24 protein-coding genes are annotated in these 16,188 nt (G+C 65.0%); 17 read left to right on the forward strand and 7 right to left on the reverse strand.

Annotated elements, in window-relative coordinates; translation table 11 throughout:
• Positions 1 to 13: 13 nt before the first annotated feature.
• Positions 14 to 397: a hypothetical protein gene (locus tag AC1DX5_RS05435; RefSeq protein WP_478014465.1), complete on the forward strand. Its 384-nt coding sequence runs from the start codon at positions 14 to 16 to the stop codon at positions 395 to 397.
• Positions 398 to 435: 38 nt separating this feature from the next.
• On the opposite strand, the gene AC1DX5_RS05440 is transcribed toward AC1DX5_RS05435, so the two are convergent.
• The 6 genes from AC1DX5_RS05440 to AC1DX5_RS05465 all read right to left on the reverse strand — a co-directional run bounded on the left by AC1DX5_RS05440 (position 436) and on the right by AC1DX5_RS05465 (position 2,880).
• Positions 436 to 723, reverse strand: coding sequence for a hypothetical protein (locus AC1DX5_RS05440; protein WP_478014466.1), 288 nt, complete (start codon positions 721 to 723; stop codon positions 436 to 438).
• Between the two features lie 2 nt (positions 724 to 725).
• Positions 726 to 902, reverse strand: a complete 177-nt coding sequence (locus AC1DX5_RS05445) for a hypothetical protein (RefSeq protein WP_477044459.1) — start codon at positions 900 to 902, stop codon at positions 726 to 728.
• Positions 899 to 1,093, reverse strand: a complete 195-nt coding sequence (locus AC1DX5_RS05450) for a hypothetical protein (protein ID WP_477044460.1) — start codon at positions 1,091 to 1,093, stop codon at positions 899 to 901. Before AC1DX5_RS05450 ends, AC1DX5_RS05445 begins: the two co-directional genes overlap by 4 nt.
• On the reverse strand, positions 1,090 to 1,410 hold the full coding sequence (locus AC1DX5_RS05455; protein WP_477044461.1) for a hypothetical protein: 321 nt from the start codon (positions 1,408 to 1,410) through the stop codon (positions 1,090 to 1,092). The genes AC1DX5_RS05450 and AC1DX5_RS05455 overlap by 4 nt, the downstream gene beginning before the upstream one ends.
• Positions 1,410 to 1,859 carry a hypothetical protein gene (locus AC1DX5_RS05460; protein WP_478014467.1) on the reverse strand — a complete coding sequence of 150 codons (450 nt, stop codon included), beginning with the start codon at positions 1,857 to 1,859 and terminating at the stop codon, positions 1,410 to 1,412. The genes AC1DX5_RS05455 and AC1DX5_RS05460 overlap by 1 nt, the downstream gene beginning before the upstream one ends.
• Before the next feature lie 322 nt (positions 1,860 to 2,181).
• On the reverse strand, positions 2,182 to 2,880 hold the full coding sequence (locus AC1DX5_RS05465; RefSeq protein WP_478014468.1) for a helix-turn-helix domain-containing protein: 699 nt from the start codon (positions 2,878 to 2,880) through the stop codon (positions 2,182 to 2,184).
• Between AC1DX5_RS05465 and AC1DX5_RS05470 the strand changes: the two genes are divergently transcribed.
• The 11 genes from AC1DX5_RS05470 (at position 2,879) to nusG (ending at position 10,806) form a co-directional block, all read left to right on the forward strand.
• Positions 2,879 to 3,367 carry a hypothetical protein gene (locus tag AC1DX5_RS05470; protein WP_478014469.1) on the forward strand — a complete coding sequence of 163 codons (489 nt, stop codon included), beginning with the start codon at positions 2,879 to 2,881 and terminating at the stop codon, positions 3,365 to 3,367. The two genes, AC1DX5_RS05465 and AC1DX5_RS05470, sit on opposite strands and share 2 nt — an antisense overlap.
• Positions 3,368 to 3,407: 40 nt before the next feature.
• Positions 3,408 to 4,235 carry a GcrA family cell cycle regulator gene (locus AC1DX5_RS05475; RefSeq protein WP_478014470.1) on the forward strand — a complete coding sequence of 276 codons (828 nt, stop codon included), beginning with the start codon at positions 3,408 to 3,410 and terminating at the stop codon, positions 4,233 to 4,235.
• Positions 4,232 to 5,449 carry a DNA-methyltransferase gene (locus AC1DX5_RS05480; protein WP_478014471.1) on the forward strand — a complete coding sequence of 406 codons (1,218 nt, stop codon included), beginning with the start codon at positions 4,232 to 4,234 and terminating at the stop codon, positions 5,447 to 5,449. Before AC1DX5_RS05475 ends, AC1DX5_RS05480 begins: the two co-directional genes overlap by 4 nt.
• Positions 5,446 to 5,949, forward strand: a complete 504-nt coding sequence (locus AC1DX5_RS05485; protein ID WP_478014472.1) for a hypothetical protein — start codon at positions 5,446 to 5,448, stop codon at positions 5,947 to 5,949. The genes AC1DX5_RS05480 and AC1DX5_RS05485 overlap by 4 nt, the downstream gene beginning before the upstream one ends.
• Before the next feature lie 21 nt (positions 5,950 to 5,970).
• A complete protein-coding gene (locus AC1DX5_RS05490) occupies positions 5,971 to 6,957 on the forward strand; it encodes a DUF2303 family protein (RefSeq protein WP_478014473.1) in 987 nt (328 codons plus the stop codon).
• Between the two features lie 77 nt (positions 6,958 to 7,034).
• Positions 7,035 to 7,529 (forward strand): hypothetical protein, encoded by a 495-nt coding sequence (locus AC1DX5_RS05495; RefSeq protein ID WP_478014474.1) that lies wholly within the window; start codon positions 7,035 to 7,037, stop codon positions 7,527 to 7,529.
• 190 nt (positions 7,530 to 7,719) lie between these two features.
• Positions 7,720 to 8,409, forward strand: coding sequence for a hypothetical protein (locus AC1DX5_RS05500; protein ID WP_478014475.1), 690 nt, complete (start codon positions 7,720 to 7,722; stop codon positions 8,407 to 8,409).
• Positions 8,406 to 8,702, forward strand: coding sequence for a hypothetical protein (locus tag AC1DX5_RS05505; protein WP_478014476.1), 297 nt, complete (start codon positions 8,406 to 8,408; stop codon positions 8,700 to 8,702). Before AC1DX5_RS05500 ends, AC1DX5_RS05505 begins: the two co-directional genes overlap by 4 nt.
• Positions 8,699 to 9,370, forward strand: coding sequence for a hypothetical protein (locus tag AC1DX5_RS05510; RefSeq protein WP_478014477.1), 672 nt, complete (start codon positions 8,699 to 8,701; stop codon positions 9,368 to 9,370). Before AC1DX5_RS05505 ends, AC1DX5_RS05510 begins: the two co-directional genes overlap by 4 nt.
• The gene (locus AC1DX5_RS05515; RefSeq protein ID WP_478014478.1) at positions 9,367 to 10,173 is read left to right on the forward strand and encodes a hypothetical protein; all 807 of its coding nucleotides are present in this window, start codon (positions 9,367 to 9,369) and stop codon (positions 10,171 to 10,173) included. Before AC1DX5_RS05510 ends, AC1DX5_RS05515 begins: the two co-directional genes overlap by 4 nt.
• A gap of 51 nt (positions 10,174 to 10,224) precedes the next feature.
• The gene (gene nusG, locus AC1DX5_RS05520) at positions 10,225 to 10,806 is read left to right on the forward strand and encodes a transcription termination/antitermination protein NusG (RefSeq protein ID WP_478014479.1); all 582 of its coding nucleotides are present in this window, start codon (positions 10,225 to 10,227) and stop codon (positions 10,804 to 10,806) included.
• Between the two features lie 113 nt (positions 10,807 to 10,919).
• Here the strand turns inward: nusG and AC1DX5_RS05525 are convergent, their stop codons facing one another.
• The gene (locus AC1DX5_RS05525) at positions 10,920 to 11,594 is read right to left on the reverse strand and encodes a DUF4145 domain-containing protein (protein WP_478014480.1); all 675 of its coding nucleotides are present in this window, start codon (positions 11,592 to 11,594) and stop codon (positions 10,920 to 10,922) included.
• Between the two features lie 268 nt (positions 11,595 to 11,862).
• Here AC1DX5_RS05525 and AC1DX5_RS05530 point away from each other — a divergent pair, with 268 nt between their 5' ends.
• Genes AC1DX5_RS05530 through AC1DX5_RS05550 form a run of 5 tightly spaced genes read left to right on the forward strand, consistent with a single transcriptional unit; the run spans position 11,863 to position 16,186 of the window.
• The gene (locus AC1DX5_RS05530; RefSeq protein WP_478014481.1) at positions 11,863 to 12,348 is read left to right on the forward strand and encodes a terminase; all 486 of its coding nucleotides are present in this window, start codon (positions 11,863 to 11,865) and stop codon (positions 12,346 to 12,348) included.
• A 31-nt stretch (positions 12,349 to 12,379) separates the two neighbouring features.
• On the forward strand, positions 12,380 to 14,317 hold the full coding sequence (locus AC1DX5_RS05535; RefSeq protein WP_478014482.1) for a phage terminase large subunit family protein: 1,938 nt from the start codon (positions 12,380 to 12,382) through the stop codon (positions 14,315 to 14,317).
• Entirely contained in the window at positions 14,317 to 14,535 is a 219-nt protein-coding gene (locus AC1DX5_RS05540; RefSeq protein ID WP_478014483.1) for a hypothetical protein, read from the forward strand. The genes AC1DX5_RS05535 and AC1DX5_RS05540 overlap by 1 nt, the downstream gene beginning before the upstream one ends.
• Entirely contained in the window at positions 14,535 to 14,744 is a 210-nt protein-coding gene (locus tag AC1DX5_RS05545) for a phage head-tail joining protein (RefSeq protein WP_478014484.1), read from the forward strand. The genes AC1DX5_RS05540 and AC1DX5_RS05545 overlap by 1 nt, the downstream gene beginning before the upstream one ends.
• Positions 14,744 to 16,186, forward strand: a complete 1,443-nt coding sequence (locus AC1DX5_RS05550) for a phage portal protein (RefSeq protein ID WP_478014485.1) — start codon at positions 14,744 to 14,746, stop codon at positions 16,184 to 16,186. The genes AC1DX5_RS05545 and AC1DX5_RS05550 overlap by 1 nt, the downstream gene beginning before the upstream one ends.
• Positions 16,187 to 16,188: the final 2 nt, after the last annotated feature.

Here is a 16,188-nt window from a genome sequence, read left to right on the forward strand (position 1 = left end):
GGGGAGGTTCGATATGATCCAGGCGGAGCATCATAAGCTCGTGGCGACCGCGGCAGCGGCCTTTGCGATCGTTAGCTGGGCGTGCGCTCAACCCTTGGTGCCGTTTATGGACGCCGAATGGTTGTTTGCCGCGGGCGCCTTCTTGGGATTGGGTATCGCAGTGATGTATACCTCGTTTTGGCACCCCAATTTCGGCCGGCGATCGTATTTTCTTGGGGCCGTAGTCTTTATCGCTAGCGTTGCGACACTGCTGCAATTCAGCGGAGCAGCCGCGATGCGCGCCAGAGCTGTTCGATCGCATTGCGCGAAGATCGAGCACGCGATGCTCTACAGCCCCAATCGGCGCGAGGACTTGCCCGAAGTCTTCCAGGCGCTCGGCTGCCGACCGCGGGGTTAGCTGACGCGCGCCCTTTGAACACCGGAATGACGACCGCGTCATAGCAGCTTCGCCTCAGGTGGATGGTTCGCCGCAATCCAGTCCTGCACCTCGCGCGCGACCTCGACGTAGCGCCGGCTCGGCGTCTTCGTCTCCTCCTGCCCGGGCCGATAGGCGGCCCAGATCTTGTTACGGAGCGCGAGTGGCAGCTTGTACCAATGCTTGCGGCATCCCCAGGCGGCGGGCGGCACCGTCGCGTCGCACCCGGGCCAGTGGCAGTGGTGCTTGGTCGGCGCCGCGGCGGCCAGTTCGGCGCGAACATGCGCGGCCTTGTCGGCGATGCTCATAATCAGCGCGGCCCGCCGAGGGCGAGAATGATGGCCGTGAGAAACAGAAGGGCGAACAAGGCTCCGGCGCATTCCGCGACCCGAACCATTGAGCCCCATTCGACCGCCTTCGCCTCGCGCTCGGCGTCCTCGTCGACCTGAAGCTCTTCGGCCGTGAACTGGGCGGCGGGGCGGATCATCGAAACACCACGCGCACGGCCATCATGGCGAGCAAGCCGAAGCCCAGCCCGACAGCGCCGGGGGTCGACCAAATGGCGATCAGCTCGCCCACCCTTTGCCAACGCGCCCGAAGCTCTTCGAGCCGGATAGCCTCGGCGTCGCACTGGCGCACGGGTTGGCCGATCGCCGGCGTTGACCGGAAAAGGGTCATACGATGTCCTTCCACAGCTTATCGCCCGCAGGCGTGATGATGAGAGCCCGCCGGCCGTTGCGCGTGATCGCGAGGCGCGGACACAGGACGGGGCGGGTCTGCGTCGGCATCGCCCAATTAAGCTTGTTCTGAACCTGGACGCCGACGGTGGCGGTCTTCACCAGCTCGGGAGGGATGCCCTCAGCCTTCAGGACGGCGTGCTGCTGATAGGTCCAGCGCGACCCGGGCGCGGCGGTGCCGTGCCATGTGTCGGGCGCCGACGGTGCAACGCGGCGGCCGGTCTGAAGCGCTTTGCGGATGAAATCGCCCGCGCCCATCAGTTGGGGAACCCGGTGTAGAGCAGGACCGCCGCGTCCGCCGCGGCGGAGTGCCGTTCCGCTGAAGCCAGCTCGGCTTGCAGGCGCTCCATGTCAGCGCGCGCGCCGGAGAGGCGACTGGCGGCATAACCGCGCTCCGCGCGCAGTTCCTTTTCCATCTGTCGGCGGGACGGCGCGCGTCTAACCCGCATCCGGATTTGCGCCTCGGTCGACAGGATCACCGAAAGAGCCTCGGGCTCGATCGCCAGCTTCCGCGCGCGGGTGGCGATGATCGAGCGCTGATCGGCGGCATGCGCCGCGAGCGACTGATAGGCGTTGCTGCTGATCTTATCTTTCGCCTTGCGCATTTCGCGCTTCGCCTGACGCAGCTCGGCGAACACCGGGCGCAGATCTTCGATCGCCTGGGCGAGGTCAGGGTCGTCGGTGATTTTCTGGTGCAACACGAACACGTCTCCTCTCACCGTCTCGCGTGCCGGGTCGGCGGCAGGTCAGGTAGCGAGGTTCATATGTGCCCTAGCGGGGCACATTGTCAAATTCTATTTATGCCCTAGCGGGGCACATAACTTCTCGCTTGCGCTGTAGGATTTTTCCTTCGATGAAGAACGTAACGAGAACATTGGAGTCGCCGAGTCGTGGGAGCAGCGGTGTTAATGCTGGAACCGGCGTGCGACGTGGGCTGCCGCACATGTCTTCTCGAATGCGCGATCATGCCCGAGCGCCTGGCGTGGTGGCAGAGAGAAGTGGAGCGGCTACGCCGGGAGCGCGTGCCGATCAGCCATCCAAATTATCGACACTGGCGCGATCACCTACGAGCGTCAGAAGCCGCGTGTGCAGACCTGCAGCAACAGCTCTTGGCCACTCGGAATACGGAAGACCCGCTGGCAGCGTCTGTTGCGCGGCGCCGAGCATTTGGGCCAGCTCAGCTTCAGTAGGCAAGATCTGGGTCGGCGCAATCAGCAGATAGGGCGCGACGTTCAGCACGTCGCTTATCTTCTCGATCCAGCTGCTGGTGAGCGCCCGCTTCCCGCTCTCGATCTTCGTCAGCATATTCCGAGTCGTGCCGATATCGGCGGCCAGCTTCTCCTGGGAGAATCCGCGCAGCTTTCGATAATGGGCGATGTTGTTCGGCAGCACCCTTTCCATGTGCCCTGACAGGGCAACCGACGAAAGAACCCCAGTGGGGCACAATTTGTGCTTGCCTTGTGTGCCCTGTCGGGGCACATATCCCAAATGCATTTGCTCGATCATCTGAACGCCACCGGCGAGAAGGTCCACGAATTCGCGGACCGGATCGAAGAGCCCCGCAACACGATCCGCAAGATTGCGTATCGCCAGCGCCAGCCTTCGCTTCCCCTCGCGGTGAAGATTTCGGAGGCGACCAAGGGCGTCGTCACCCCGGAGGACTTGGTCCTGATCGCTGAACAGGCGGCGGCGTGATGATCTCTCTTCATAACCAAGCAGGTACAGCATGACTGTTGGAAGTGTCGTTCCCGAAACGATGCCGGTTTCGGAAGTCGAGTTCCACGGCCACATGGTCGCCGGGCTCGCCCGCGCGCAGCAGCGCGTCGGACCGAAGGGCCTCGCATTCGTCATGGACCTGAGCCCGAAACAGCTCGGCAACGTGATGGCCGGGGCATCGACCAGCCCCAAGCGTCTGTGGGATGCCCTGGCAGCCTGCCCGACGGCGCTCGACGATGTCGCCGCCGCCTATGGTCGCCGCCTCGTTCCCAAGGATGCCGTCTGCGACAGCGACCGCGGCACCCAGCCGATCGCCGCCCTGCTCGCGCAGGTCGCTTCGGCAGAGAGCCCGGACAGCCCCGGCGGCGCCGCCAAGACCCATCCTGAGCTGCTGGCGATGGAGGCCGACATTCGTGCGGTCCGCCTGCTGCTGGATGGGTGGATCGCAGAAATCGACAGGATTCGCGCGCCGTCCTCGCTGCGCGCGGTGAACGGATGAGGATTTAGCCGCCGGCGCGGCCGGCAAGGAGTGAGTGCACATGAACGTCATGACAGACGGCGGAGCGGCGATGGCCGTTTCGCCGGGCGCTATCGGCTTGTCCGCGCCGGGTGGGAAAACCGCCCGGTGGTGCGACGAGCGTGTCGAGCAGCTCTGCTCGCTGATCCGGGAGGGGAAGACCTTCACCGAAGTCGCCCAGGCGATGCAGACCACGCGCAGCGCCGTCTCCGGCCAAGTCGATCGCATGCGGTGCCGGCAGGACGTCCGCCTGCCCGCTATCCCTGCGGTGGGGCGTCCCGGCCCGGCAGAAAGCACCGAGCCTCCGAAGCCGGCCTCTCGCTTCCGTTCTATGCCGGAGGACTTCGCGGCCCTCTCGCCCACCATGTCGAAGCCGCAGCTCGCCAAGCATTACAATTGCGGGCTCGGGTATATTGCCCGCTGGCGCAAGGAATGCGGCGTTCCCGGTACCGACGGCGCTTTCAAGGCGACGCCCGTTCCCGCCGATTTCGCCCAGCGCGTGCGCGGGCTGACCGCGTCGCAGGCAGCAGCGACCTATGGCCGCGGTGTCGTGCTGGTCCGGCGCTGGGCCGAAGAGGTCGGGGTGACCTTCAAGCCGTCGCCGCGCGGGTTCGCCGGGAACAGCTCGCCGGTCCGCATCGAAAGCAAGCGCGACATGAGCCGCGCCGGCCGGGCCGCCGAATTCCTGCAGCGCATCAGCTTTGTCTATCGCTGCGACGCGAAGGGTGGGCCCGACAAGGAAGGCGCCTTCTGGCGGCGGGGCAGCTTCGTCCTGACCGATGCCGAGATCATCGAGCGCGCCGAGCGGCTGGGCTGGGATGAGCATGCCTGGAAGCGGTGCGCGGCGTGACGGTGTCGATCCTCATCGGCGACGTGCGCGAGCAGCTGGCTGCGCTGCCCGACGAGTCGGTGGACTGCTGCGTTACCTCGCCGCCTTACTGGGGCCTGCGCGACTACGGCGTCGATGGGCAGATCGGCATGGAGCCGACTCTCGGAGAACACCTGGCCGTCATGGTCGAGGTGTTCGAGCATGTGCGCCGTGTCCTCAAGCCCGAGGGCACCTGCTGGATCAATTATGGCGACTGCTACGCCACGAAGCCCAACGGGCGCAGCGCGGAAGCCACTAAGGCGGCGGGCAACGACGACAGGACATTCCGCGATAAGCCGTTTTCCACGGTGGGGCCGATCTACGGTGCCGTCCCAGGCGACCCAACGACGCCGCTGAACGGGACGAAGCGCCGGGGCGGGGGCAATGCTCCGGCGGGCGCGATCTACGGCCACCTTGATCGCGACTACGAGAAGACGCCGCGCGCAGGGAAGACCCAGAACATGGGCAACCTTGGCGCGCAGTCGGGTCCGCGCGTGGTCGGCATCGGCATGTTGAAGCCGAAGGACCTGTGCATGATCCCGAACCGGCTGGCCATCGCGCTGCAGGATGCCGGCTGGTGGGTCCGGAGCGAGATCGTCTGGGGAAAGCCCAATCCGATGCCGGACTCGTCGGGTCGATATCGCCCTTCGAGCGCGCACGAAAAGGTGTGGCTGCTCACGAAATCAGCGAAGTCCTATTACGACGATGACGCCGTGAAGATGCCGGTCGCCGATGCGTCGGTAGCGCGCCTGGCGCAGAACGTCGAAGCCCAGGCCGGTTCAGATCGGGCGAACGCCGGCGCTAAAACGAACGGCCCGATGAAGGCTGTCGGCGGGAAGCAAGTCGCGATCGACGATGCCGGCGAGCTTCGCAGCACTCGTCTTCTCCGCAATTACGAGCCGGACCTGTCCCCGCTCGTGCCGATCGAGGTTTGGCAGATCGCCACAGCCTCGTTTTCCGACGCGCATTTCGCGACGTTCCCGCCCGCCCTTGTTGTCCCATGCCTGTTGGCGGGTTGCCCGGCGGGTGGGGTTGTCCTCGATCCCTTTTTCGGCGCCGGCACGACCGGCCTCGTAGCCGACCGCCTGCAGCGCAACTGCATCGGGATCGAGCTGAACCCTGAATACGCCGCCCTCGCTCGGCGCCGCATCGACGGCGACCGCGGCGGCCTGCTCGACGGAATGGAGGCCGCATGACGGCCCGCCTTGCCACCCTTTCCGGAGGCCGGCCGGCGCCCGCCTCCACCCTTCACCCAGCGCCGATGGAGACCAATATGCCCGACGAAGAATTTGACCCCAGCACCGGCGAGATCCTCTCGACCCGGGCGGCGGACGGGGCGCGCCTGCCACCGCCTGCCGCGACGCTGGCCGATACCATCCGCCTGCTGAACGACGGCCAGTTCGACCTGGACGCGTCCGCCGAGCTGCGCGAGCTGGTCCGCAAGATCGACGAGCACGCGGATAACGCCAAGGGCGCCGCCAAGGGCTCGATCACGATCAAGCTCGAAATCAAGATGATGAACGGCGCCCACGTCGTCACGCCGACGCTGAAGGTCACGGCCCCGACGCCCGACCAGCCCGGCACGCTGCTGTTCTCGGACGATGACGGCCGCCTTTCCCGCAATCGCCCCGACCAGGGCGTGTTCTTCGGGGCCCGTGTGGTCTCCGACGCCGGCCGCGACGTGCGGTCGGTCTGATTCTCAACAGGAGGACTGACAATGGACGATAATAACGAGCTGGTGACCGGGACCGCGCTGAGCGCTGCCTGCCTCACCACCGCCGAAGGTGTCGGCGATCTCTTCAAGCAGACCCGTGAATTCATCGAAGAGACCGTGAAGCCGACCTTAACGCCGGTCAGCGACCCGGAATCGGGGCTCACGGTGCTGGCGAAGATCGACGGCGGTTCGATCGAGCCGCTGCCGGCCACTTTCTTCGACGCCGTCCGCGACAATCCCCGGTTCCGTCGTGGCACGGCGGCCCTGACCTCGCTCGACAGCTTCATCAGCCACGTCGTTCGGTTCGGTGACAGCGATACGGCAGTGTTTGCCGACGACAACAAGAGCGCACCCAAATTGACGGCGGTGCTCGACTATCACCGGGCCGATGCCGAGGGCAAACACGGCGAGTATCGCCACGGCAAGCACCGCACGACCTTCAACTTCCCGCTGTCCGACGAGTGGAAAGCCTGGCTGAAGAGCAACGGCGTCGTGATGTCGATGGCCGACTTCTCGCTCTTTCTCGAGGATCGTATCGGCGACATTGCCAACGCCGGCGACGCATTCCCGGAACATGTCGAGCGCTTCGTGAATTCGAACGGTGGCGTCGACAGCATCGCGGACTTCGCTACCCTCGTCGAACTGGCGACTGGCCTGAAGGTCTATGAGACGGCCAACGTCGAGGAGACGACGAACCTCGCCTCCGGCGAAGGCAAGATCAGCTTCTCGGTCGACCATGAGACGCGCGGGCGGAGCGGGGGCGCGGTGAAGGTCCCGCGGGTGTTCTTCATCTCCATTCCGATCTTCAGCAAGGGCGCGTTCTATCGCATCGGCGCGCGCCTGCGGTACCGGAAGACCGGCGAGGGCGTGAAGTTCTGGTACGACCTGTACCGCTGCGACCTCTCGTTTGATCACGCGTTCAGCGAGGCGGTGCAGCGGGTCGACGACGAGACCCCAGCCACCGTCTTCTACGGCGCGCCCGAAGCGTGAGGCGCGACGGCCATTATTATCGCAACGGCGTCCGGGGCAGGTCACTCACGACCCGCCCCGGCGTCGGTGGCGTGTCGATGGTCGCGCATTTGACCTGCTCGGGCTGCGGAAACGTCGGGGACCGCAACCTCGTGCAGCTGATGCCGCCCGAGCAGATCGACAAGAAGTTCATCCAGGCCGGCTGGTCCCTCGACCCGCACCGCTGCCCTGGCTGCATCCAATCCAGCAAACAGGAGAAGCCCGTGACGGCGAAACCCTCGCAGGCCGCCATGAAGGCGCAGACCAACATGATCCGCCTGCTGTCGGATCACTTCGACACCGACAGCGGCGCCTATGACGTCGATTGGAACGACCAGCGCATCGCGACGGTCACCGGCCTCTCGGTCGAGGTCGTCATCGAATATCGTCGGGCCGGCTTTGGGGAGATCAAGGAGCCGCCGGCAATCGCCGCGCTGCGCGCCGACCTGAATTCGCTCGAAACGCTCAACCGAGAGCACCAGGCGACCATGACGGCCGAGATTGCCACCATGCGCTCCCGCTTGGCCGCGCTGACGACTGGCATGCCCCGGTGAGCGCCTGGCGGCTTCTCGTCGCCCGCGTGGAGCGATGGCGGCTCTCGCTGCAGCTGGCCCGCGCGCTGGCGGAGCGTCGCGCTGGTCGTGCTGAGCGGCAGCGGATTGCCCGCCTCGCGGCGGCGTCGCGGCTGCACAACAGGGTCGAGCGCGACGCGCTAGTGAAGGCCTCGACAGTGCGAGGTGCGGCTTGATCCTCCCCGGCGCCGCCAACGTCCCTGTCCTGATCGGCTGCGAGGAAACCGGGACCGTGCGCGATGCTTTCATCGCGCGCGGGTTCGATGCGTGGTCGTGCGATATCAAGCCCGATCGCGCCGGCAGCAATCGCCATATCCGCGGCGACATCCGCGACCAGCTCAACAGCGGCCGGTGGTGCCTGATCTTCGTGGCGCACCCTCCCTGCACGCGGCTCTGCAACAGCGGCGTCCGGTGGCTGCACGTCCCGCCGCCGGGCCGCACCATCGAAGAAATGTGGATCGAGTTGGACGAGGGCGCCGGCCTGTTCTCCGAGGTGTGGAACGCCGACGCCGAATTCGTGGCGGCCGAGAACCCCGTCATGCATCGATACGCCCGCGAGCGGATCGTGAACTATGAGCCGGCGGCGCAGATCGTGCAGCCGCACTGGTTCGGCGACCCCGAGTTCAAGGCGACCGGATGGTATCTGCGCCGCCTGCCGAAGCTGCACCCGACCAACAAGCTCGCCCTACCGCCGAAAGGCTCAGACGAACACAAGCGGTGGTCGCGCGTGCATCGCATGTCGCCGGGCGCCAACCGCGCGGCGGAGCGCGCTCGTTTCTTCCCAGGTATGTCGGCGGCCTGCGCCGACCAGTGGGGGCGCCATATCCTCGGGTTGGCGCCTGAATTCAGGCTGGCAGCATGAGCGGCGCTTTCACCGATGTCAGGGCCTATTTTAGCGCATCGCATCGCCGGCGGAACGGCTATTTCCACGGCCATACTTGGACCGTTTGGGCGCGTTGGCCGGCGGGCGATGACGCCGAGCGACTGCAATCGCGTCTGCGGGGCGTTCTCGTGCGCTGGCACGAAAAGCAGATCCCGGATGAATTCTGGTCCGGCGAGGCACTAGCCCGGGCGATCTGTGAAGAACTGGACGGCTGCGACCGCGTCAGGCTGGTGCGCGATCCTGAGGGCATCGCGGCGGAGTGGTGGGCATGATCCCGTACACCGTCCGGACCGGCACGCGGCGCAATCTCAATGCGCTGCGTAAGGCGCGGTGGCGTTTGCTCGTTTCGGCCGCGGGCGTCTGGCGCACGGAGGGATTCCGGTGGGCCGCCGATAACGGCGCCTGGACCTGTTTCCAGCGCGGCACGCCGTTCCATGAAGAACTGTTCTTCCGGTTCATTCGCTTCATCGAGACGCAGGCTCGCGCCGGAAACCCGCCCGATTGGATCGTGCTTCCCGATATCGTGATGGGCGGAAAAGCCTCCCTCGATCTGTCTATGCGCTGGCTTAAGCGGTTGCGCCGCCGTCGTGGCTTGCGCGGAATCCGCTTCATGCTGGCCGTTCAGAACGGGATGGAAGCTGGGGCAATGTTCCGACGGGTAAAGCGGCTCGTCTCCAAGCGTCTCGGGATTTTTGTCGGCGGCGACACCGACTGGAAGCTGCAGACCATGAAGTCGTGGGCGGCGCTCGCACACGCACACCGGACCATCTGCCACGTCGGCCGGGTCAATTCGGCGAAGCGCGCACGCTTGTGCGATATCGCCGGCGTCGATGGTTTCGACGGCTCAGGGCCCGGTATGTTCGAGGACTGCCTTCGCTGCGTCGATCAGGCGTTCGTGCAGCGCGACCTTGAAGGGTATATTTTGAGAGAGGCGGCGTGAGCATCATCGCCACCGCCGTGAAGCACCTGCTCGCCGCTGGCGTGACGGGCGACGCATTGGTGCAGGCGATCGCCGAGATGGAGGCGAATGCACCTGTTCCGGTGGTCGCCCCGGCGGGCCCGTCGAAAGGCGCCCTACGCATGCGGGCCTATCGCGAGCGTCACACATCGTCACAAAGCGTCACATGTGACGGTAGTGACGCACAAACGTCACCGAACGTCACCAGTGACAGCGCCCCCCTTGATAAGAAAAATCCCCAGACCCCTAAAAGAATTAATCCCCCCCTTACCCCCATCGAAGCTGACGCTTCGATGCCCCCGGCGGGGGCCGAACAGGGCGGGAATGAGCAAATTGGGAAACGAGCAAAGCGGCGGGCGACGGCTCGCTCGGCATCGTCGCGGCTTGCCCCGGACTGGCAACCGCCCGCCATCGCCGACCTGCCCCAGACCGTTCAGGCGATGATCCACGGTTGGCCGGCGGGAGCCTACGAGGTCACCGCCGAAGGGTTCCGCAACCACTGGGCGGCGGAAGGGCGGGCGATCGGCGCCAAGCGCGATTGGGCCAAGACCTGGCACAACTGGCTGATGCGGGAGTGCACGGCGGTGGCCCGGGCGGTCAGGGCCGGGGTGAGCTTCGCCCCCGTAGCGCCGGGCAAGGGCGACCTGAGCGACGAGGAACGAGCCGCCCGCTTCGACCGGACCGCGGAGCTTTTCGACAAGATGGGCCGCCCTGAGGATGCCGCGCAGCAGCGGGAGCAGGCGGGCATTCTCCGGTCGAGGGTTGCCGCCCTGACCCCCGGTTAGCGTTTGCGGCCTGTTTCTATTATGTTCCGCTTGGAATGAAGGGTTTTAGTGATGAGGCGGCAGGGTATCTCAGGCGGTGAGGCAGCGGGTGATCGCTGGTGTATTCTGCGCACCACCGGTGCCCGGACCATCCCGCTCGCCCGCTCGCTGACCGAGGCAGGTTTCAAGGTCTGGACGCCCACGCACATGACCAGCCGGCGCCGCTCCCGCAGCAAGGTGGTGGTCGAGCGCGAAATGCCGATCGCCCCAACGTTCGTCTTCGCGAAGGCATGCCACATCGGCGAGCTGTCGCGGGTTCGCTTGCTGCCCGTCAGCCCGCACCCTGGCTTCTCGGTGTTCAGCCATGGCGGGCGCGTGCCGTTGGTGTCCGATGCCGAGATCAGCGGCCTGCGCGCAGCCGAGGATCGGGAGAAGCTCAAGGTGATGAAGACCCAGCGGCGCAGCTTCTCGATCGGGCAAGCCGTCACCATGGACGGAGGCTGCTTTTCGGGCATGACCGGCGTCATCGAGGAGAGCCATGGGCGGTTCGCCCTGGTCAGCTTCGGCGGCACTATGCGGGTCAAGATCGACTCTTGGCTTCTCCCTGAGCCCGCGTTATCTAATCGGCACGCCGACATGGCAACCGTCGCCTGAGCGACCCGCGGTGAGTAGGACCGGCTGGCCACATGGCCTTACTGCCCTCACCCCCAACGCAGAAGCACCCGCTTCCGGCGAAGTCCGAAGGCATGGGAAATCGCAAGACCGCATTAAGCAACCTGAACTGGGAGACCGCGACGCCGAGCAATCTCCGCAGGGAGAGTGAAGATATAGCGCAAGGCCGTGTCGACGAACCCTCGCTCCGCTTCAAGGTCCTCGCGCGTCACGCCGTCAAGTTCGTGGGCCCCATCGTTCCCGATTAAACGTACCTGATCCAGCCACTCCCCAATCGGTGCAGGTAGGTGGTTATCGGTCACCAGCTTCCTAATGCGCGCAGCGAGGGTGCCTGACATCGCTGGATACGCCACCTTCAGACCGACCTCCAGAGCGCGCCGATACATCATTGCTGCGGCTTCCTCGCAACCGGGAGCAGCGAAATTTGTCTCGGCCTGAAGGAACGCCCGCTCAACTTCGGGGGGTAGGTCGGCCGGGATTGCTGCCGGTTCACGCTGCGGCCATGTCTCTCCTAGTGCGAGCCACGGAACGCTAAACGAGGCCTTCGACCGAAGCAGTGCGTCGATCCCATTATTCAGTTCTCGCGCACTATTCGTGTGCGCTGCCCAATACCGCAATGCGATTGGCAAGCCGCAGTTTCTGCAGGTTGCGGAGATAGCTGCGAATGGGCGGCCTCCATCAAATGCCTTCGCTGGCACAGACGCTCCAATCACGTCAAAGGTCATCGCGTTGAAACGACAGTGCGGACAGTCGGAAGTAAGGATCGACATTTACAGCCTCTTTGCAACGCACGGCACTTTGAGCGCACGAGCCTCCCCAGCTTAGCGGCAAGGTATTGACGGTGTCGACCGGCAACGACCGCACCCCACCCTTTGGGTCCTTCCTGGCCCAGACCGTATGCGGGGGCCAAAGGCGCAACTTCGGTCTAGCCACGAGGTTTTTGCATAGTTCTTCCTCCCTCAAGGCAGCAGAAACGGCCGAAAACGGCCATTTTTCTGGCTTTTGGGTAGGAACTTTAGGGGTCTCCGGGGGGAAGTAATGGAGATCAACCTCGAAGAGCCGACCCGGACGCAGATCGCAGCCGTTCTCGGCGTTTCCAGCCGCTGGATCGGCGAGCTGCGCGCGAAAGGGACGCTCCCGGCCGACGGCGCTTCGCTGATGGAAAACCTCGAAGCCTGGGCGGCCGAAAAATACGGGATTGATGGGGCGCAGGATGCGCTCGACCTCGATGCCGAAAGCGCTCGGCTCAAGAAGGAACAGGCCGACTCGAAGGCCATGGACAACGCCGAGCGACGCAAGGAGCTGGCTTCCCTGCCGGACATGAGCGGCGCCGTCGTCAGCGTTATCGCGCTCGCGGTTGGCCGGCTGCAGCAGGTCGGGCTGATTGTCGCCAAGGGCGACCACAAGCTTCGCGATCGGATCGAGGCCGCGATCAACGACGCCCTTGAAGAGCTGAGTGTGGCCCGGGTCGAGGAGGCGAGAGGCGGGGGCTTTAATGAGGAAGAGCCCCCCGAAGAAGAGTAGGGCGCCAGCTCGCCGGCCCTTGCCGGAATTGATGATCGCGGGCGGCGAGGAAATTGTCGCCGCAGTTCGCGAATGGCTGTCGATATTCAAGCCGCGCATCAAGCCGCCGCTGTCGCAGTTCATGCGCGATCACGCCCGCGACGACACCGGCATGCGCATCCGGCCGTTTCCGTTCCAGGCGGACATGGCAGATGCGACCGTTTCGCCGGAGACGGCTCAGGTAACCTGTCGGAAGAGCAGCCGAATCGGCTGGTCGACGATCATGCAGTGCCGCGTCGCATATTGCATCAAGCACGATCCCCGGCGAACGCTGATCTATCAGCCGACGATCGACGACGCCGAAAAGTTCAGCCGGGACGATCTCGACCCCATCCTGCAATGGAAGGTCGTCCGCGACGTTGCCATCTTCAAGCCGCGGCATGCCGATAACCAGATTCGGGCGAAGCGCTACAAAGGCGGCTGGATTCAGATCAAGGGCGCGAACAGCCCGAAGGAGTTTCGGCGCGTCACCTCGGACGACGTGTGGCTCGAGGAGTGCGACGGGTACCCATGGGCCACCAAGGAAGAGGGTGACCCGGCCAGGCTGGCGTTTAAACGTAACCTGACATCGCTGCGACGGTTCAGCGGGGCTGGCTCGACGCCCAAGGTCAAAGGCTTCAGCCGAATCGACAACCTGTTCGAGCAGGGGAGCCAGGAGTACCGTTACGTCCCTTGCCCCGGATGCGGGCACATGCAGACGCTGGTTTTCGGCGACGGCACCGGGGCAGGCATTCGGTGGTCGCCCACCAAGGACCCGACGCGGGCTTGGTATCAGTGCGAAAACGGATGCGAGATCGACGAGGCCGAAAAGCCTTGGATGGATGAAAACGGCGAATGGCGCGCGCACAATCCGGGCGCGTTTCCCCGCCACCGTTCCTTCCATATCTGGGCCGCCTACAGTCAGCACCCGGGCGCCGCCTGGCTGGAAATCGCGCGCGAGTTCATGGAGGTCCGCAAGGACCCGAACCTGTTGCGAACTTTCGTCAATCAGGTGCTCGGTGAGGCCTGGCAGGAGAAGGGCGAGGCGCCCGAATGGGAGCGCCTCTACGAGCGCCGGGAGAAGGCCATGGCTCTCGGCACGCCGCCGGCATGGGCCGGGGTACTGGTCGGCTCGATCGACGCGCAGCGCGCCGGCGAAGGCCGTCTCGAAATGGACATTTGGGCGTTCGGCTCGAAGCGTCGGCGGGCTTTCGTCGAGCACATCGACGTCGAAGGCTCGATCGCGGACAAGAAGACCTGGGAGAAAATGGACCGCGAAGTAGAGCGGTCTTGGACCAGCGCGGACGGCCGGGAAATGCGCCTCGCGCGCGTCGGCATCGACTCCGGCGACGGTGTCAACACCATGCCGATCTACGCTTGGGCCCGCCGCCGAACCGGATTCGTGATGGCGCTGAAAGGCCGCGAGGCGCTCGACGCCATGCAGCCGATCGCCGGGCCGACCTGGCAGGATGTCACGATCGGCGGGCGGAAGATCCTGAAAGGGGTTCGGCTCTGGACGGTCGGCACATCGATGCTGAAGCTCGAGCTTTACGGTCAGCTCCAATTGCCGAAGCCGGTCGACGGCGAGGAATATCCGGACGGCTTCATTTACCTGCCCGACGGCACGTCGGACGAATGGGTCAAGCAGCTCTGCGCCGAGCAAATGGCGATGATCAAGCAGCGCAACGGCCGGGTTCGGCGCGAGTGGCAGAAGCTGCGCGATCGTAACGAGGCGCTGGATAACGCCGTCTATGCCCGCGCAATCGCGATCTCGATCGGTGTCGATCGCTGGTCCGACAATCAGTGGGCGCAGCTGACCAAATTGCAGGCGCCGCCGGTCAAGAAGGCCGCCGCCAAACCGAAGAAACCGCCGCCGAAAAAGGCGCCCCCGACGCCGCCTCGCGCGGCTCCGAAGGTGGCGCCAGGCTGGCTCAACCGACGAGGACGCTGATGGCTGGATATCGCGACCCCTTCATGATCACCTCCGCAGAAATCGATGTGGTGAATTTTCTCAGCGAGGCGTGGAATGCGTTCCTGGCCCTCCCGATTGAGCATGCGGATGACATCAGCGAGTTTCGCCACGCCATTCATTCGGCGCAGGACATGGTTCTTGCCCGCGCTGGGCGCCGACAGATCAACGTTCCGGCACCGGAAGTGATCACCCGCTGATGGCCTGGACACAGACCGACCTCGACGCCCTCAGCGCGGCAATCACCGCCGGCGTGAAGGCCGTCACCTATGCCGATGGACGCAAGGTCGAATATCAGACGGTCGCCGACATGCTGGCGCTTCGTCGTGAAATGAAAGGCGAGGTCGCCGCCGGCGCCGCAAAGGTCACGCCGCCGCTCCGGACAACCATCGGCCGGGTCGTTCGCTGATGAGCGTCCTTGATCGCGCCATCGAGAGCTTCTCGCCGGTTTGGGGCATGAAGCGCGCCGCCGCCCGTCGCGCCTTGAATGTCATGGCGCAGTCGAAGCGCTACGCGGCCAAGCCGGCTGACTGGGATCGGAACACGGGTGACCCGAACGATGCGCGACCCGCGCGCATTGTGGATCGGCGCCGAGTCCTCAACATGGTCGCCGCCGACCCGTTCGCTCGGCGAGCGCTGGCGATCCTGGTCAACAACACGGTCGGATGGGGGATCACCGGGGCTCCGAAAAAGGCCCCGGCCACGTTCCGGAAGCTCTGGGCCAAATGGCTGAAGGTCTGCGATTGGAATGGCCGCCTCGGCTTCTATGCAATCCAGGAACTAGCAGTCCGGACGATGTTTCGCGAAGGCGAATCGTTCATCGTCATGCGGACGATCCCGCTCGCCGATGCGGGCGAAACCGTCCCGCTGCGCCTGCAATTGCTCGATGGCGGCATGCTTGCGACCAGCATCACCTCGTTTGAGGGGCGGGACGTCGTCAACGGCGTCGAATATGACGGGCGCCGCGTCGTCGCCTATCACTTTTACGAGGGCCGGCCGGGTCAGCGCTGGATGTCTTACAAGACGGTCCGGTTCGTCGCTGCGGACGTCGTCCACCTGTTCCATCAGGAGTATATCGGCCAGCGGCACGGCGACAGCGTGTTCAACACGATCATCAAGCGGCTCGGAGATATCGACGAAGGGGTCGAGGCCGAGCTAGTCCGCAAGAACATCGAGGCGTGCTTCGCAGCGTTCATTACCCAAGGCGTCGACGATGACGGCCGGCCGTTCGGCCAGCTCATGGGCGATGCCGAAAGCAGCCCGGTCGGGATTCAGTCGGAGGGGCTGACGCCGGGCATGATCAACCGCCTGGCGCCGGGCGAAAGCGTGAAATTCGGCGATCCGAAAGCCTCAGGCGGGCTCGCAGACATCCTGCACCTGGCGCTTCTCTCCGCCGCGGCCGGGGCCGGCATCACGTACGAGCATTTCGGCGACCTCTCGCACGTCAATTTCTCCAGCTACAAGGCGGGGAACCTGCAGTTCGAACGTGCCACCGGCATGATCCAGTACAACACGATCATCCCGATCGCGCTCGACAAGATCGCCGACCGATTTCAGGCCGAGGCCTTCCTCGCGGGTCTCATGCCGAACCGTGTCTATGAACTGAACTGGTCGCCTCCGCCGTTCCAGAGCATCGATCGCAAGGGCGATGCCGAGGCGGACATTCTTGAAATGTCGGCAGGGCTCGAAAGCCGTCCGAACCTCGTCACGGCGCGGGGATACGATCCTGATCAGCTGCGCGCCGACATCAAGGCCGATCGCGATCAGAACAAGGTGGATGAGCTGGTCTTTGCCGGCGACGCACCGCCCACCCAGTTCGCCGCCCCCGTTGCCGCGCCTGCGGCCCAATAGGA

The sequence above is a fragment of the Sphingomonas sp. P2_B6 genome, from assembly GCF_056404755.1.